The organism is Clostridium sp. CM037, from assembly GCF_055081095.1.
Window position 1 is genome coordinate 145554 of the sequence record NZ_CM143650.1, and the last position, 17961, is coordinate 163514.

14 protein-coding genes, 8 tRNA genes and 1 pseudogene are annotated in these 17961 nt (G+C 31.9%); 20 read left to right on the plus strand and 3 right to left on the minus strand.

What is annotated here, in order from left to right; translation table 11 throughout:
- The first annotated feature begins 62 nt into the window (after nucleotides 1–62).
- On the plus strand, nucleotides 63–389 hold the full coding sequence (locus ACWJKP_RS00760) for a TM2 domain-containing protein (protein ID WP_165411824.1): 327 nt from the start codon (nucleotides 63–65) through the stop codon (nucleotides 387–389).
- Nucleotides 390–408: 19 nt separating this feature from the next.
- Nucleotides 409–484 (plus strand) — tRNA-Thr (locus tag ACWJKP_RS00765).
- A 628-nt stretch (nucleotides 485–1112) separates the two neighbouring features.
- Here ACWJKP_RS00765 and ACWJKP_RS00770 read toward each other — a convergent pair.
- On the minus strand, nucleotides 1113–1271 hold the full coding sequence (locus tag ACWJKP_RS00770; protein ID WP_165411823.1) for a CopG family transcriptional regulator: 159 nt from the start codon (nucleotides 1269–1271) through the stop codon (nucleotides 1113–1115).
- Between the two features lie 511 nt (nucleotides 1272–1782).
- On the opposite strand from ACWJKP_RS00770, the gene ACWJKP_RS00775 reads away from it, so the two are divergent.
- From ACWJKP_RS00775 to ACWJKP_RS00795, 5 genes and pseudogenes are all read left to right on the plus strand, one after another.
- On the plus strand, nucleotides 1783–2973 hold the full coding sequence (locus ACWJKP_RS00775; RefSeq protein WP_165411822.1) for a C40 family peptidase: 1191 nt from the start codon (nucleotides 1783–1785) through the stop codon (nucleotides 2971–2973).
- Between the two features lie 282 nt (nucleotides 2974–3255).
- A complete protein-coding gene (locus tag ACWJKP_RS00780; protein WP_165411821.1) occupies nucleotides 3256–4218 on the plus strand; it encodes a 3'-5' exoribonuclease YhaM family protein in 963 nt (320 codons plus the stop codon).
- Between the two features lie 220 nt (nucleotides 4219–4438).
- Nucleotides 4439–5850: pseudogene (locus tag ACWJKP_RS00785) on the plus strand (NAD(P)/FAD-dependent oxidoreductase).
- A gap of 139 nt (nucleotides 5851–5989) precedes the next feature.
- On the plus strand, nucleotides 5990–7276 hold the full coding sequence (locus ACWJKP_RS00790) for an adenylosuccinate synthase (RefSeq protein ID WP_165411819.1): 1287 nt from the start codon (nucleotides 5990–5992) through the stop codon (nucleotides 7274–7276).
- Between the two features lie 203 nt (nucleotides 7277–7479).
- Complete coding sequence (locus ACWJKP_RS00795) at nucleotides 7480–7665, plus strand: DUF1858 domain-containing protein (protein WP_165411818.1); 186 nt, start codon at nucleotides 7480–7482, stop codon at nucleotides 7663–7665.
- A gap of 49 nt (nucleotides 7666–7714) precedes the next feature.
- Here the strand turns inward: ACWJKP_RS00795 and ACWJKP_RS00800 are convergent, their stop codons facing one another.
- Nucleotides 7715–8308, minus strand: coding sequence for an ECF transporter S component (locus tag ACWJKP_RS00800; protein ID WP_165411817.1), 594 nt, complete (start codon nucleotides 8306–8308; stop codon nucleotides 7715–7717).
- Nucleotides 8309–8590: 282 nt separating this feature from the next.
- Between ACWJKP_RS00800 and ACWJKP_RS00805 the strand changes: the two genes are divergently transcribed.
- Nucleotides 8591–9340, plus strand: coding sequence for an acyl-[acyl-carrier-protein] thioesterase (locus tag ACWJKP_RS00805; protein ID WP_224579110.1), 750 nt, complete (start codon nucleotides 8591–8593; stop codon nucleotides 9338–9340).
- 333 nt (nucleotides 9341–9673) lie between these two features.
- On the opposite strand, the gene ACWJKP_RS00810 is transcribed toward ACWJKP_RS00805, so the two are convergent.
- The gene (locus tag ACWJKP_RS00810) at nucleotides 9674–10903 is read right to left on the minus strand and encodes a BaiN/RdsA family NAD(P)/FAD-dependent oxidoreductase (protein WP_165411816.1); all 1230 of its coding nucleotides are present in this window, start codon (nucleotides 10901–10903) and stop codon (nucleotides 9674–9676) included.
- Nucleotides 10904–11240: 337 nt separating this feature from the next.
- On the opposite strand from ACWJKP_RS00810, the gene ACWJKP_RS00815 reads away from it, so the two are divergent.
- From ACWJKP_RS00815 to ACWJKP_RS00870, 12 genes are all read left to right on the plus strand, one after another.
- A tRNA-Glu gene (locus ACWJKP_RS00815) sits at nucleotides 11241–11315 on the plus strand.
- An 11-nt stretch (nucleotides 11316–11326) separates the two neighbouring features.
- Nucleotides 11327–11402, plus strand: a tRNA-Val gene (locus ACWJKP_RS00820).
- Nucleotides 11403–11407: 5 nt separating this feature from the next.
- Nucleotides 11408–11484, plus strand: a tRNA-Asp gene (locus ACWJKP_RS00825).
- Between the two features lie 85 nt (nucleotides 11485–11569).
- Nucleotides 11570–11644 (plus strand) — tRNA-Glu (locus tag ACWJKP_RS00830).
- A gap of 13 nt (nucleotides 11645–11657) precedes the next feature.
- Nucleotides 11658–11733: transfer RNA gene (locus ACWJKP_RS00835), tRNA-Val, on the plus strand.
- A 5-nt stretch (nucleotides 11734–11738) separates the two neighbouring features.
- Nucleotides 11739–11815 (plus strand) — tRNA-Asp (locus tag ACWJKP_RS00840).
- 5 nt (nucleotides 11816–11820) lie between these two features.
- Nucleotides 11821–11895, plus strand: a tRNA-Thr gene (locus ACWJKP_RS00845).
- Between the two features lie 328 nt (nucleotides 11896–12223).
- Entirely contained in the window at nucleotides 12224–13051 is an 828-nt protein-coding gene (locus ACWJKP_RS00850) for an ABC transporter permease (protein ID WP_165411815.1), read from the plus strand.
- A gap of 1 nt (nucleotide 13052) precedes the next feature.
- Nucleotides 13053–13838, plus strand: coding sequence for an ABC transporter permease (locus ACWJKP_RS00855; protein WP_165411814.1), 786 nt, complete (start codon nucleotides 13053–13055; stop codon nucleotides 13836–13838).
- Nucleotides 13839–13893: 55 nt separating this feature from the next.
- Nucleotides 13894–14928, plus strand: coding sequence for an ABC transporter ATP-binding protein (locus ACWJKP_RS00860; protein ID WP_462961373.1), 1035 nt, complete (start codon nucleotides 13894–13896; stop codon nucleotides 14926–14928).
- A gap of 45 nt (nucleotides 14929–14973) precedes the next feature.
- Nucleotides 14974–16026 (plus strand): ABC transporter substrate-binding protein, encoded by a 1053-nt coding sequence (locus tag ACWJKP_RS00865; protein WP_165411812.1) that lies wholly within the window; start codon nucleotides 14974–14976, stop codon nucleotides 16024–16026.
- Between the two features lie 131 nt (nucleotides 16027–16157).
- Nucleotides 16158–17936 carry an adenine deaminase C-terminal domain-containing protein gene (locus tag ACWJKP_RS00870; protein WP_165411811.1) on the plus strand — a complete coding sequence of 593 codons (1779 nt, stop codon included), beginning with the start codon at nucleotides 16158–16160 and terminating at the stop codon, nucleotides 17934–17936.
- Nucleotides 17937–17961: the final 25 nt, after the last annotated feature.

Sequence of the window (17961 nt, forward strand, 5' to 3'; positions counted from 1 at the left end):
ATGATACCATATATGATAAAATGTAAGAAAGGCATTCAAATTAAGCTAATAAGGGTGATTTAATGTTCTGTCCTAGTTGTGGATCTCAAAATGAAGATAGCTCTAATTTTTGTAAAATATGTGGGATTAATTTATTAATTCAACCTAATACGACTGGTGAACGGATTATTAGTGAAAAAAACTGGTTAGTTGCTTTATTGCTGTGTATTTTTCTTGGGGCATTTGGTATTCATAGATTTTATGTAGGTAAAATAGGTACGGGAATTTTAATGATTTTAACATTTGGTGGTTTTGGAATATGGGTATTAGTTGATATTATTTTGATTGCTACTAATTCATTTAAAGATATAAATGGGTTGCAATTAAATAAAAACATGTATAGGTATTAGTTTAAATTGTTTTGTGTATGCTGAAATAGCTCAGTTGGTAGAGTAACGCACTCGTAACGCGTAGGTCGAGGGTTCGATCCCCTTTTTCAGCTCCAAGTTTGTAATATGAAAACACATATTTTTTAGCACTGGCATAACTGCTGGTGCTTTTTTGTACGTTCAGCATAGCTAAAGTAGACAGACGGTGAGTTATAAAGTGGAATAGTAAATGAATAGAAATATAGTAAAACGTAGCTTGAGGGTAGAGAAATCTATCTCCAGGCTTTTATATTTAACGGATTGATTAATATTATAAATATTGGGTAATAATACTGATAGACAGAACAAATAAGAGGAAACAATCGTGTTTTATTAGCACTAGAAGTGTAATTATATATAAGGTGAGGTTGAATATAAATGAAAAAGATAAAAGTGAAAGTTGGAATAGATAAAAGCAAATTAATAAAAGGTAACAAACGAGTTGTTGCTTGTGGCAAGAACTTTTAACGACATTCCAGAAGGAAAGTCTCCCACTTCTATAAGTGGGAATTACATACCATAACAAAGAGAAAACTTCAAAGGGAGTATAAACGTCCTTCTGAAGTCGTTAATGCAGCTCCTTCGGAGCTGTTGCAGCACCACAGGTGATGATTTAACGACATTTCAGCACCGAGGATTATAATTTAAAATGATAGTAAAAAAGTAGTTGAGAGTTATATCTTAACTACTTTTTTAGTGTAGCATTTATTTCAGAATACTTTCAAGGAGGAGTCTTATTCCTTCACTTTTATTTATATTACTTGCCTTGCAAAAACTTTTTAGGGCGTTTGATAGTTCTTCACTTATTCTCACATGAATCAATTCACTTTTAGAATTTTCAATTTTCTTTCTTCCTCTGGGCATAATTATCACCTCGCAAGATTCGTGTTACATAAAATAAGCTCATAGATGCTAAATGGAATGTTGTGACACAATAATAATTATAATACATTTTAACAAATATTACCACGTAATTGAATTGAGAAATATAAAGATTATTTGTATAATTATATCCTCGTTTTATTTGATTTAATAAGTGGAATACAGGTAAAAGTCATGAAAATCAGTGGTTTTTTATAAATTATATGTATATAAAAAATTATTACTTTCTGTTACAATGGTATTGTACAAAAAAAAGGAAAAATTTGTGACATTGGTATTAGTCTTAAATTAAAGGGGAAGATTGATGTAAAAATATGAATAGTACTAGTTTATAATAAGTAGATAAGCTAAATTCTCAAAATATTTCCTGGAAAATATTGCAGAGAATAAAAATGCAAGTAAAACTCTAGGAGAAAAAAATAAAACATTTACATTAGAAATAATTTACATATTTCGATAATTTATATTCATTTAAAATATAGGAGGTAAGCATATGAAAAAAAGAGTAGCTTTTATAGCAATGTTATTAACTATGGCGGGTTCACATGTTGTATTCGCTGATAATGGAACGGTGACTGCAAGTTCATTATATGTCAGGCAAAAATCATCAATTTCATCATCAATTATATCTTCTCTTGCGAGAAATACGAAGGTAGAGACACTTGGTAAAGAAGGGGAATTCTATAAAATAAATTATAAAGGACAAACTGGATATGTACATAGCTCATATATAAAAATATCGGCAAATACGTCTGGTTCTACGAGTACAACAAATGGAGCAGGGACGTCAGGAACAATAACAACAGATTATTTAAATGTAAGAACAGGATTCGGGATAAATTATTCTGTTGCTAATGTTATTACACGCGGAACTAAAGTGACAATGTATGAAAAATCAAATGGTTTTTGTAAGATAAATTATGGTGGCAAAACAGGTTATGTAAGTGAGCAATATGTGAAAGCTACAACAGCACAGGATACAAACACAAGCACAAACACAGATAGTACAAGCAGTGTGATTACTGGAATAGGTAATATTACAGCATCAAGTTTAAATGTAAGAAAAACGGCGTCTATGGGTGACAATATCATGGGCACAATAAAATTAAATGCAAAAACGGATTTATATGGAACACAAAATGATTTCTATAAAATCAAGTATAACGGACAATGGGGATATATAGCTAAAACATACGTAAGCCTAGGTAATGACACTCCAAGTAGAGGTGATGTCATAGAAAATGATTCAAATGGACAACAAGGTACTGCAACAAAAAATATAGAGAGTTTAATCTCGCAATTAAACACGTTTTTGGGAATGCCATACTTATGGGGTGGTACAACACCAGCGAAGTTTAATTCTAATGGCAAATATGTAAGTGGTGGTTTTGATTGTTCAGGTCTTATACAATATGCTTATAAAAACATAGGTATAAATTTACCTAGAACGACTATGGACCAAATAAATATAGGTACCTCAGTTAATATAAATAGTCTCCAAAAAGGTGATTTGGTATTCTTTAGGACAAATCCAGCATCGCCTTCCCAAGCATCTCACGGGGGAATATATATTGGTAATAATAAATTTATACAATCTCCCAAAACTGGTGATGTTGTAAAAATATCTGAATTAACTGGATATTATAAAAGTAATTTTATAATAGGAAAAAGAGTAGTAAAATAAGTATATTTAATATAAACCAGGAAAAATTAATATTATAGATGAATGTATGATTTTTATTAAACCATACATTCATTTTTTATATCCAATTTATTATAATTAAAAAAGTTAATTTAAAAATATTTCTTAACTTAAGGATTTCTAAATTTTAGAAACAATATTGATGTATAATTGAAAGATATATTAAAGTTATGTAATCTAATTGATTAACATAGAGATATTAAGCACTTGTATCGGCATAATGTATTAGATATAATAAGTTTATTACAATATAAGGAGATAAATATGGAGATGAAGAAGATAAGTGGAATGAAGAAAGGCGATAGGATTGAAGGTTTTTATGTTATAAAATCTGTAGATAGCAAGGTTTCCAACAATAGTAACACAAATAAATATTTGGATTTTAATTTAGGAGATGCCACCGGCGATATAAATGCAAAACTTTGGGAATGGAATGAAAAATTAGAAAATACATTTAAACAAAGTATCTTAGTGAAAATTAAGGGCACGGTAAATGAGTGGAGAGGGAAGCTTCAATTAAAAATCGAAGCGATAAGACTAACTGAGGAAAAAGATGGAGTAAACATTTGTGATTATGTTGCAGTGGCACCGTATTCACCAGAAAAAATGTATGATGATATTTTAAATTATTTATCTAAAATCAAAAATATAGATATTCAAAATATAGTTACTAATATTTTAGGGCATAATGAGGAAAAGCTAATGCATTATCCAGCTGCTAAGTCTAACCATCACTCTATAAGATCAGGTCTGTTATATCACACAACCACCATGCTTAAGGCAGGAGAAAAATTAAGCGAAATTTACACCTTTCTAAATACGGATTTGCTATATGCAGGTATAATACTTCATGATATTGGTAAAATATATGAAATGAATGCTAGTGAACTTGGAATTGTAAGCGAGTATTCAGTGGAGGGGCAACTTTTAGGTCATATAGTTCAAGGAATTAAAATGATAGAAACGGCGAGCCTTGAGGTTAAAGCAGATACTGAAGTATCTATGTTGTTACAGCATATGGTGCTAGCTCATCATTATGAAGCAGAATATGGGAGCCCTAAAAAACCTATGATACCAGAAGCGGAAATGCTACATCATTTAGATATAATGGATGCAAGAATGTATGATATGAATAAGGCTTTAGGGGATACAGAGGAAGGCAAATTTTCAGAAAGAATAAGGTCTCTAGATAATATAAATGTTTATAAAAGTTTTGTTAATAAATAGTCTTAAGGAAGATTATTTGACAAAAAAATACAGTTATTCAATATGGGTAAGTGTATTTTTTATTTTATATAAATAATGTATATACGAACTATTACTTAAAATAATTTATTAATATTCGCACTTTATATTGACTGGTTTATACTGCTCTGATATCATTAAGTAGTATGGCGACCACTGATAGTTTTTATTTCCTACAGAGTAATACAAGGAGGAATATGAAATGAAAAATTTTTATGATGTAGTTATTGTAGGAGCTGGCCCAGCGGGCATATTTACGGCACTAGAAATTTCTAATAAAAAACCCGAACTTAGTGTACTTATAGTTGATAAGGGAAGAAATATAGAAAAAAGAAAATGTCCAGCTAGAGACACAGGAAAGTGTGTTAAATGTAATCCTTGTGGGATAACGTTTGGTTGGGCAGGTGCTGGAGCTTTTTCAGATGGTAAGCTTTCTCTAAGCCCTGAGGTGGGGGGAAGACTTCTTGAATATTTTTCTGAAGACGAATCAAAAAAATTAATAAAGTATTGCGATGATATATATATAAAATTTGGAGCAAATGAGAAGGTATATGGGATTAATAGTGACAAAGTTGACGAAGTTAAATATGAAGCAAGTAAGCACAATATTCGTCTTGTTGAATGTCCAGTAAGGCATTTAGGAACAGAACTTGCCTATGAAGTTTTAAAATCTATGTACCATCATTTAGTTGATAATACAAATACAGAATTTATAGAACTTAGTGAAGTGGAAGAAATATTAATAGAAGATAATAAGGCTACTGGAGTATTATTAAAGAATAAAGATGGTGTGTTTAAGGTTGATGCAAAGTATGTTGTAGCAGCGCCGGGTAGAGGTGGAGCGGAATGGGCTTCAAATGAAGCTAAAAAACATAATATTGAGGTTACTAATAATGCAGTAGATATTGGAGTAAGAGTTGAGGTGCCTAATTCTGTTATGGATCATCTAACAAAGGACTTATATGAAGCAAAATTAGTATATTATTCTGATACATTTGATAACAAGGTTAGGACCTTTTGCATGAACCCGGGGGAGTAGTGTCAGCGGAATATTATGATGATAACACGATTGCAGTTGTAAATGGTCATAGTTACTCCGACCAAAAGCTTAGAACAACTAATACAAATTTTGCGATGCTTGTATCTACTACTTTCACAGAGCCATTTAATCAACCTATAGGTTATGGGAAATATATAGCTCAGCTAGGTAATATGTTAACTGGTGGAGGGATAATGGTTCAAAGACTCGGGGATTTACTAAAAGGAAGAAGAACAGATTATGACAGATTAGGTAAATCAACTACGACGCCTACTTTAAAATCAGCAGTACCAGGTGATTTAAGCTTTGTATTACCACAAAGGCACTTAACGTCTATTGTGGAAGCATTAAAGGCTTTTGACAAGATAGCACCAGGTTTATATAGCAAAAACACATTGCTATATGGAGTTGAGGTGAAGTTTTATTCTAGTAAGATTAGTACAGATGATAAGTTTGAAACATCTGTTAGAAATTTATATACAATAGGGGATGGAGCGGGAATAACGAGAGGTCTAATGCAAGCATCTACAACAGGAGTTGTAGTAGCGAGAGACATAGCTCAGAAAGAAGACTAAGAATTTAATCTAAATAATTGGTTATATGAATATTAAAAGTGTATAATTCAACATGAAGTAAACATAGAAGACAATAAAATTTCTTAACACTAGTAGTTAAGAAATTTTATTGTGAACTGAAAGAAAGCGAGGAATTTATATGTCAGCATTTATAGTTTTAGGAGCCCAATGGGGAGATGAAGGTAAAGGTAAGATGACAGATTATCTTGCTGAGGGAGCTAACGTAGTAGTCAGGTTCCAAGGTGGAAACAATGCAGGTCATACAGTAGTTGTAGGAGAAAAGGAATATAAACTTCACTTAATACCATCAGGAATATTATATAAAGATAAATTGAATGTAATAGGTAATGGTGTGGTTGTAGACCCAGAAGCACTATTTACAGAAATTGATTACTTAGAAGCACTAGGTGAAAAAATAACTCCAGAAAGATTAATAATTAGTGATAGATCACAGGTTATAATGCCATATCATAAAGAGTTAGATAATTTATATGAAATAGCTAGAGGTAAAAATGACATCGGAACTACAAAAAAAGGTATAGGACCTTGTTACACTGACAAGTTTGAAAGAAGTGGAATAAGAGTTTGTGACTTAATGAAAAAAGATGTTTTTAAAGAAAAGCTTAAAACTAGTTTATCAATGAAAAATGATATAATAACAAAAGTTTTGGGTGGAAAAGCTTTAGATTTTGATAAAATATATACGGATTACCTAGAGTATGCAGAAAGAATGAGACCTTTTGTAAAAGATATATCAGTTAAAGTTTACGATTCAATAAAGTCTGGAAAAAATGTTTTATTTGAAGGAGCACAAGGAACTTTGCTTGATATAGATTATGGTTCATATCCATTTGTAACCTCATCAAACACTATTGCAGGTGGAGTTTGTGTTGGGGCAGGAATAGGACCTACTATGATAACAAATGCTGTAGGAGTAGCGAAAGCTTATACTACAAGAGTAGGAAAAGGACCATTCCCAACAGAGCTTGATGATGAAGTAGGAGACTGGATTCGCGAAAAAGGTTTTGAATTTGGAGTAACAACAGGTAGAGCAAGAAGATGTGGATGGCTTGACCTTGTTATATTAAAAACTGCAGCAAGAGTTTCGGGACTTACTAGCTTTGCTGTAACTAAAATAGATACCTTAGCAGGACTTGAAAAAATTAAAATTTGTGTAGGATATAAATTTGAAGGTAGTGTTATAGATTATTTCCCAGCAAGTTTAGAGGATTTAGCTAAATGCGTGCCAGTATATGAAGAGTTTGATGGTTGGGATGAAAAGATAGCTGATGCAAGAAGCTATGAAGAACTTCCTGAAAATGCAAAAATATACTTAAAGAAAATTGAAGAATTTACAGGAGTTAAAGTTTCCATAGTTTCAGTAGGACCTAAAAGAGATCAAACAATGGTGTTAACTGAAATATAGCATATAGACATGCATATTATACAAAAGTTATTTTTTTAATATGTATGGTTTTTATATTATAGGGAATTATAATTATTGTGGGAAATATATATTAAGGTATACAAGTGCATACTATAGATTAAAAAAGTGCGTACTAGTAAAATTTAAGCATATAAAATATAATGAGAATTAGGGTTAAATTAACATAAAGTGAGGTAGATAATATGAGAATAACTAAAGATATGACAATAGGTGAAGTTGTAAGACAAAATCCAGAATCAGTTGAAGTATTAATGAGCTTTGGAATGGGTTGTGTAGGATGTCCTTCAGCGCAAGCTGAAACATTAGAAGAAGCAGCAATGGTTCATGGTCTTAATTTGGAAGAATTAATGACTGCATTAAATGCATAAAAAAATTAAGACACTTAGCAATTGCTAAGTGTCTTGTTTTTTTATTTTTTTATCTTTTCTTTATTTTCTTAATGGCGAGGATAACAGGTATTGTAATTACAGTAGCTATGATGGCCTCTGGAACACCATTTATTATACCTATACCATAAATAGTCTTTGCAGCAATAGATGGATCTATGCCCTTAGAAGCAGCGAATTTAGCCGCATAAAAAACATATATCATAGTAAGAACCCCAAAAGTGTTAGTTAGCGAACCAACAACGGTCGCGAGTCCAATCCTTAGGCTATCATTTTTAACGTGGATTAGTTTATAAACATAGTAAGAAGTAAGACCAATAAGAACCCTTGGTAATACAGATACTAAAGGATTTATAAAAGCAAAAGAGAGTAAATTGGGAGTTGTTATGTTTTGCATAATACTAAACATCCCAAATATTAAACCAATAGTCATTCCTACCATAGGGCCACCTATTATTGATCCTATAATAACGGGAATGTGCATGATAGTAGCTTTGGCACCAGGAAGTGGAATAAAGCCATATCCAGTTAAACCAAGTACGATGCAAATAGCTGATAGCATACCAATAGTTGTAAGTTCACTTGTTTTTATTCTTCTAAGTTTAATAGAATTATTATTAATCATGTGTTCCCCCCGCTCTTATTCCATAAGGATATAAGTCGTCCTATTCATAATCCTTATTTATAGTTCAGTTTCATAATGAATACTGACAACAATATTTTAACACTATTTTGATAATAATTACATAGCTAAATAAAAATTTAACAAACTTTATGTTAATACTATACAGTTAATGTTTACTGTGTTGGTTTAGTTTGGTATTATTTTAAGTATGAAGAAAACTAAGAAGCGTAGAAATTAATAGTTATTATATTATGTACTCATGAGAAATATAGGAGGGGTATTATGGGCAAAATGCCAGAGGTTACAGATAGAGATTATAATATTCATTATTATGAAGTAGATATTCATAAAAGAGCTTTGATGACAAGCATTATAGATTATCTTGGTGATATGGCAATGTATCAAAGTGAAGTGCTTGGAGTTGGCATAGAACATCTTAAAGAGAATAAATCAGCTTGGGTGTTATATAAATGGGACATAACAATGGAGTCATATCCTTTATTAAATGAAACTATAAAGATTAGAACTTTTGCACATTCTTTCAATAAATTTTATGCATACAGGAAATATGAAATTATTGATATGAAAGGGAATAAAATAGGACATGCGAGTTCTGTGTGGATTTTAATAAATACAGACAGAAGAAGACCAATAAGGATTACGAAAGATATGTATGAGGCTTATGGTATAGATGATAGCAATAATACACCCATAGACATTGAGGATATAGTACCAATAACTACAGTGCATAGCGAGAAAAACTTTCAAGTTAGGTATAGTGATATTGACACGAATATGCACGTAAATAATGTTAAATATGTTGCTTGGGCTTTAGAAACAGTTCCTAAGGATATAGTAGTAAACTACGAACTAAGGAATATTAAGGTAACTTACATCAAGGAAACAACATACGGAGAGACCATAAAGGTAAGCACGCAGGTTATAAGAGAAGAAGATAAGATAATATGTAGACATAAAATTATAAATGAAGAGGGAACTGAGCTGACTCTCTTAGAAAGTACTTGGATATAAGAAAATCGTTAATCGCAAGTAGTTTTTGTATTATTCGACATACCTCTTAGATACATCTTAGTATGTACGATATAGTATGAAATTTCTCTGGACGTGAATTGGAATAAGAAGTGCAGAAACATTGAAAGTTGATTTAGAAATTCTTGTTTTGTAAATATAAAATTCTCGTGAGACTTCCTGGAAGGAAGGCCAGCAAACCGGCAGTATGCCGAATGTGAGCATTAGAGCATTTTACATTTACAAAATATTAGAATTTCTTAATCAACTTTCACGTTTGAAACTCTTATTTCAATTCACGCAGGAGAAACTTCATGCTGATCGCACTCTTATTTTTTATTTGGAGGCGTTGATGCCGGCAATAGCACCAGAACTCCATGCCCATTGAAGGTTAAAACCACCGCAATCGCCATCTACATCTAATATTTCTCCCGCAAAGAATAGATTCTTAGTAATATTAGATTCTAGGGTTTCGGGATTAATTTCTTTTGTATTAATGCCTCCTGCAGTTATCTGAGCATTTGCAAAAGAATTAGTACCTGAAACATCAAATTGATATCGCTTTAACAAAGTATATAGAGCATTTTTTTCGTTTGAGGCCAAATCGCAACAAGGCTTATGAATGTCATCTATATTTGCTTCTTTTAAAATTATTGGAATGATCTTCTTGTTAATTATTCCGATGAATGAATCATGAACGCAGCGACTTGGGAATACCGACCAATGATTATTTAAAAATGCTTTTAGATCTTCGTAGCTAATATTTGGTAGCATATCAATACTTAAAGAAACCTTGCTATTTTTAGATAAACCATAAGATGCAGTTCTACTAAGCTGAAGAATAGGAGGACCAGAAATGCCGTAATCTGTGAAAAGTATTTCTCCGAATTCCCTTTGAACATATTTATCGTTTATAAATATTTCCGCAAAGCCATCAAACTTTACTCCAGATAGAGCCTTTAGTTTATTATAGTTTAATTTAAGCTGTACAAGGGCTGGTACAGGAGAGATTATACTATGACCTAATTGCCTAGCCAATGAATAGCCGGAACCGTCAGAACCCGTTTTAGGAGCTGATTTACCACCGGTCGCAATAATCAATTTTTCACATTCATATGTAGAATTATCTGTGCTATAAACTTTAAAACCCTTATTTGTTTTAATAATCTCCTTAGCTTTGGTATTTGTATATAGTGGAATTTTTTTTTCGTCTATAGCAAAGCGTAGTATATCAAGTACTGATGAGGCTTGCAATGACATAGGAAACATTTTACCACCATCTTTTGTCACTAAAGGTATTCCTAAACATTCGAAAAAATTTATAGTATCCTTTATGGTAAAAGAATCTAGCGTATAACCTGCGAAATTTGGATTTTCACTGTGATATCTATCATTATTTATATGTACATTACTGATATTACACCTACCGTTACCGGTAGTTAGTAGTTTTTTACCTACTCTGTCGGTTCCTTCAATTATTGCTACATCTATACCAAAATCTTTTGCTATTAAGGCAGAGGTTAAACCAGAGGCACCTCCGCCAATTATTATAAGAGAATGTTTCAAGAAAATCTCTCCTTTCGAGAAAAAATATTTTAAGATTATAAAGTGCTTACATATAATCTTACCCTAAAATCAGTAGGATGAAAATGAATTTTTATTTTGTTTTAAAGTAACCATAGGATTTGTTTGCGATTGTTTAGTAAAAGGCAGTTATTTTCAAAAAAACATAAAAAAAATTATATAAGGGGAACCGTTGATTTAACTGGAGTTGAGTGTTTTGAGAAAAAAAATAATAAAAAAAATAAGAAAATATGTTGACACTTTAAGAAAAATTAGGTATTATAGTTTATGTCGGGTTGCAAGACGTAAGCCCATAATAAATAAAGTGACAAATTAGTATGGCTCCTTGGTCAAGCGGTTAAGACACCACCCTTTCACGGTGGTAACAGGGGTTCAATTCCCCTAGGAGTCACCATAAACATACATGGGAGCATAGCTCAGCTGGGAGAGCATCTGCCTTACAAGCAGAGGGTCACAGGTTCGAACCCTGTTGTTCCCACCATATATGGCTCAATAGCTCAGTTGGTTAGAGTGCCGCCCTGTCACGGCGGAGGTCGAGGGTCCGAGTCCCTTTTGAGTCGCCATTTTTACTAAACTGTTATAGTTTAATAAAAGAACATCTAATTTATAAGTTTGATTCTTATCAAAAGAATCATTGAAAAATAATAAGGCTCCTTGGTCAAGCGGTTAAGACACCACCCTTTCACGGTGGTAACAGGGGTTCAATTCCCCTAGGAGTCACCATTAAAACATATATGGGAGCATAGCTCAGCTGGGAGAGCATCTGCCTTACAAGCAGAGGGTCACAGGTTCGAACCCTGTTGTTCCCACCATATATGGCTCAATAGCTCAGTTGGTTAGAGTGCCGCCCTGTCACGGCGGAGGTCGAGGGTTCGAATCCCTTTTGAGTCGCCATTTTTGCTGGCATGGCTCAACGGTAGAGCAGCTGACTTGTAATCAGCAGGTTGTAGGTTCAATTCCTATTGCCAGCTCCAAAAAAGTCCTAAACATTTGTTTAGGACTTTTTTTACGTCCAGCATATTTGATGGAAAATTGTAAGATTCAAAAGGTAGGGATAGCCTTTATAAACAAAATATATTTAGAGTGATTTGATTTTTTGTCTTGAAAAAATTAAAAATATTGACAACATTCGATCGTTATAGTAGCATAAACACATATAATAAGCAATTAAAATAAATTAATGTTCGTATTTTCTGGGCGAATATCAATATTTTGCCACATTATTGTCTTTGTGAAATAAATATAAATTATATATACCGAACAAAAATATCATTAAGATGAAATTTTAGGAGAGTTAAACCTATGAAGAAAAAATGGACTTACGTATTATTTGTACCGTGTTTAATATTACTAACTTATTTTCTTATAGTACCTTTAGTTAGTACTATAATTCCTACTTTTAATATTAATGGAAGCTTTAGTTTAGATCATTATTTAAATTTCTTTGGAGATAAGTATACGCTGCAGATATTTTATAGAACATTAAGAATTGCTTTAATATCATCTGCGATATGCATGGTTATTGGAATTCCAACAGCATATTTTGTGTCTAGAACCTCAAAGAAGATTAGAGGGTTATTCATGGCATTAACCATATTCCCTATTCTTACAAATTCAATTGTTCGTTCTTTTGCTTGGATGAGTATTTTAGGTAAAAATGGAGTTATAAATAAAGTGTTACTTAGCTTAGGCGTTATTAATGAATCTTTAACTATGATGTATACTGAAGGCGCAATCATAGTTGGTACAGTTTATTTATTTTCACCGCTAATGATAATTTCTTTAGTAGGAGTTTTAGAAAATATAGATAATGACTTATTAGAAGCGGCGGAAAGTTTAGGAGCTAATAAAGTGAAGGCCTTCTTTAAGGTTATATTCCCACTGAGTTTACCGGGATTAATAGTTGGAACAGTCCTTGTATTTACAGGAGCACTTACTGCTTATACTACACCACAGTTATTAGGTGGTAATAAAAATACAGTGTTAGCAACATTAATTTATCAAGAAGCGATGACCTTAAGTGACTGGCAAGCGGCGTCTGTTGTTGCAACAATAATGATAGTTACAACATTATTGGTTATAAAAGGAATAAACTTATTAGCGTCTAGATTAGATAAGAGGGGATTATAGCATGAAAGGCAAAAAAAGCAAATTACTTACTATATTCGTAGCATTAGTATATATATTTTTACTAGCACCGTTAGTAATTATAGCGTTAACAAGTATAGGAACAGAAAGTTATATTGCATTCCCACCAAAGGGGTTTAGCATTAAGTGGTATGCAAATGTATTTCAATCAGATATGTTTATGAATACAATGTTTGTAAGTTTTTTAGTATCCTGTGGGTCTACAGTATTAGCACTGTTAATTGGAATACCGGCAGCTTACGGATTAAGCAGATTTGATTTCAAAGGAAAGGGTGTTTTAAAGAGTTTTTTCTTTTCACCATTAATAATACCAGGAGTGGTTGTTGGTTTCGCATTATTTCAGTTTTTAGTAATAAAATTAGAATTTTCAGTATACATGAGTTTATTTATAGGTCATACATTGGTAATAGTACCTTACATAATTAGAGTTGTTGGTTCAAGTTTAGAGGTATTTGATTATTCAATAGAAGAGGCTGCAATGAGTCTTGGATATACAAAAATAAATACTTTTTTTAAGGTAGTTATGCCAAATATAACTTCAGGAATTATAGCAGCGGTTATGTTAGCATTTATAAACTCCTTTAACAATGTGCCTGTATCAATATTTTTAACAGGACCAGGAGTAAGTACTTTGCCAATTAGTATGATGAGTTATGTAGAGTATAACTATGATCCAACCGTATCAGCATTATCAGTTATATTAATGTTAATAACAATTGGAATAATGTTTATAGTAGAAAAAACTTTAGGATTAGATAGTCTTTCTTAAGCAAAATATGTTCGTAATAGGCCTTAAATAATGCTAATAAACGTGGGGGTAACACATGAATTTAATAAACTTGAAAAATATAGCAGTATCATATGATGGAAAAGACAATATATTACAAGATTTTAATTTAAGAATTAAAAAAGGGGAGCTTGTATCTCTTTTAGGACCTAGTGGATGTGGTAAAACTACAACATTAAGAGTAATTGCTGGATTTATAGAGCCAAACAATGGAACGTTTATGCTAGGAGGCAAGGATTATACAAAAATACCTGTTCATAATAGAAATTTCGGATTAGTATTTCAAAGCTACGCATTATTTCCGCACTTAACAGTAGAAGAAAATGTAGCATTTGGTTTAAAAATGAAGAAGATATCAAGGGATGAAATAAAGAAAAAGGTAAAAGATATATTAGAAGTAGTAGATATGAATCAATATGCTAAAAGATATCCAAAGGAGCTTTCGGGAGGACAAAGACAGAGAGTTGCAACAGCTAGAGCGTTAGTAATAGAGCCAAGTTTATTACTTTTAGATGAACCTTTAAGCAACTTAGATGCGAAGCTTAGATTGAAGATGAGAGTTGAAATAAGAAAGCTTCAACAAAGCTTAGGAATTACTACTTTATTTGTTACCCATGACCAAGAGGAGTGTTTCTCTATATCAGATAAAGTGGCGGTAATGAACAAAGGTGTAATAGAGCAATTTGATACTCCAGAAAATATTTACTCAAATCCCTCCACAGAGTTTGTTGCTAGATTTGTCGGATTTGAAAACTTTATAGATTTAACGAAGGTACAAGATGGATTATATGAAAGTAATAAAGGATTAAAGTTTAATGTGGAAAATCCTAAAATAGACAAGGCAGTAGTTAAAGGTACAATAAGACCAGATGATATAGTTATAGCATCAATAGGAGCGTCAAATACTATAGAGGGAACTGTAGAAATAAGAACATTCTTAGGGAAATCCTATCAGTATAATGTAAATACCACTGTGGGAAATTTAGTTGTAAATAGCCAAAATGATGTAGTTTATTCTCAAGGAGATAAAATAGATCTTTACTTACCTGAAAATAAAATAGTATTAGTATAAGCTGAAATGGATATTATTAATTTGAGCAAATTAGGAGGAATGGATATGTTAAAAAAATCTTTGGTAGTAACGGTAGCGTTAGGATTGCTAGCAACTGTATTTGTTGGATGTAGTGGTGGATCTTCAGCATCGGGTAAAAAAAAGAAACTTGTAATTTCAACTTTTGGGTTAAATGAAGACAAGCTAACAGAAAATGTACTTAAACCTTTCGAAGAAAAGCATGGAGTTAAAATAGTATTAGAAACAGGTAATAACTCTGATAGATTAACAAAACTTAAAAACAACCCAAAGTCAACAGTAGACTTAATATACCTAGCTGAGAGCTATGCTGAGCAAGGAATAAAAGCAGGGGTATTTGAAAAGCTTGACTACAGTAAAATTCCTAATAGTGAAAATGTAGTAGATAAGGGCAAAGGAACAATAAAAGATGGATTTGGACCAGCATATGCATTAAACAGCATAGGGATAGCTGTTAATCCAAAGGAAGTAGAGTTTGAAATAACTTCTTGGGAAGATTTATGGAAGCCTGAACTAAAGGGTAAAATAGCTATACCAGATATAACAACAACCTTTGGTCCAGCTATGCTTTATATAGCAGCAGAAAAAGCAGGAGTAGATGTATCTAAAGACAAGGGTGTAGCTGCATTTAAAGAATTACAAAAATTAAAGCCTAATGTAGTTAAAACTTATAGTAAATCTTCAGACCTATCTAATATGTTTGCTAGTGGGGAAATAACAGTAGCAGTAACAGCTGACTTTGCTTATGGAATGATTACTAATGCATCACCAGAAATAAAGCTTATAACTCCAGAGTCAGGAAGATATTTAAACCTTAATTCAATAAACATAAATAAGAATTCAGATAATAAAGATTTAGCTTATGAGTTTATAAATTATGTTTTAAGTGAAGAGATTCAATATAAAAGTGCTAAGAATTTAAGTGAATCACCAGTAAATAAAAAGGTTTCTTTGACTGAAGAGGAAAGTAAAAATTTAACCTATGGCCCAACAGTGAAAAATGCTAAAACTATAGATTATAAAGTGGTTAATCCATTAATGAGTGAATGGATAGATACTTGGAATAGAATTATGAACTAATTATATAGATTAAATAAATAACTAGTCAAAATCTTTATGATTGAGACTAGTTATTTTTTAAATTCAGGTATAAGGGTGAAAAATAAGTCTGCATAATTTAAATAGAGAAATATATATTAAAGAGGTGTATTATGGAAGTTGAATTAATAGTTAAAAATATCAGAGTGTATAATAGTTATTTTAAGAAATTCATTAATGCAGATGTAGCAATAATGGATGAAAAATTTATATATATAGGCAAAGAATATGAAGGTAAATTAAGTGCTAAAGAAGTTGTAGATGGACATGGAAATTATATGATCCCTGGCCTTATTGACATTCATATGCATATAGAGAGTTCGATGATTATTCCCAGTGAGTTTTCTAAGGCTGTTATACCACATGGAGTGACTACGGTGGTGGCTGATCCACATGAGATTGCTAATGTTTTTGGTGTGGAGGGGATAATAGCTTTTATAAGTAAAGAGGAAAAAATAGATATATTTTATGGAATACCAAGCTCAGTACCATCAACATCAAAGGAGTTTGAAACCACAGGGGGATTTATAAGTGATAAAGAAGTTGGTGAGCTTTTAGCATACCCGAAGGTTATTTGTTTAGGAGAGGTAATGAATTTTAAGGATTTAATAGAAGAGGATGATTCTAATATAAATAGAATTATAAATCTAATCAAGAGAGAAAAGAATAATTTTCCGATAGAAGGTCATTGTCCTAAGATTGAAGGGTTAGATTTAGCTATGTACATATATAGAGGGGTGGATGGAGATCATACTCAGCAGAGTTTAAAATCCATAGAAGAAAAAATAAGTAGTGGAATGTTTTTAGAAATACAAGAGAAATCTATGAGTCAAGAAAATATGAATTATTTAAGGGATAATAATTTATATGAGCACTTTTGTTTGGTTACAGATGATGTAATGGCTGACAAGCTAACAAGTGGACATTTAAATAAATTAGTGAAGAAAGCTATGGATATGGGAATTAGTGAAGAAAACGCTATATATGTATCTACATATACTCCTGCTAGAAGAATGGGACTTTTAGATAGAGGAGTTATTGCCCCAGGAAAGATGGCAGACTTTATATTATTAGAAGATGTTAAAGAGTTTAAGATACACTCGGTATATAAAAATGGGAAAGTGATATATAATAAGGAAGAGTGTGAAGGGAATAGTTATTCGCAAATAAATTCAAAAGAAGGTATAAACACAAAAGAAACTGTAAAGGTGAAAGAAAATAAAAAAGAAGGATTTCCTAGGAAATTTTATAATAGCATAAAGTTAAATTCTTTAAATGAAGAAGATTTTAAGGTGGAAACTCCTATATTAAATGGAGAACTTATTTGTAGAACAATGAAGGTGGAGCAAGATACAACCTTCACTGAAGAGGGAGAAGTTATAATTAAATCATTAAATGGGGAACTTCAATGGGAAATAAAGGGTTGTGCATTGATAGTAGTCTTTGAAAGATACGGAAAAACTAAGGGTAAAGCCTTTGGTATAGTAGATGGTAATATAATAAAAGAAGGAGCTGTGGCTACTACTTGGGCCCATGACCATCATAATCTTATGGTAATGGGAAGAAATGTTAAGGATATGATAGCAGCAGCTAATGAAGTTATAAAATGCAAAGGTGGATATGCAGTGGCAAATAAAGGTCACATTCTAGGTTCAGCACCATTATCAATTGGTGGAATAGTAAGCGATGTTCCTATAGAGGTTTTAGCATCGCAGTTAAAAGAAATAAGAAAAGCTATGAAGGAATTGGGATATGACCATAAGAATGAAATAATGTCATTTAGTACATTATCACTACCAGTTAGCCCAGCTTTAAAGATAACTGATAAAGGATTAATAGATGTTAAAAAACAGGAGATTGTTTCATTGTTTAAAGAAAGTAGTGAAAGATAAAATAAAAAAATTGGTGGTATTAGCA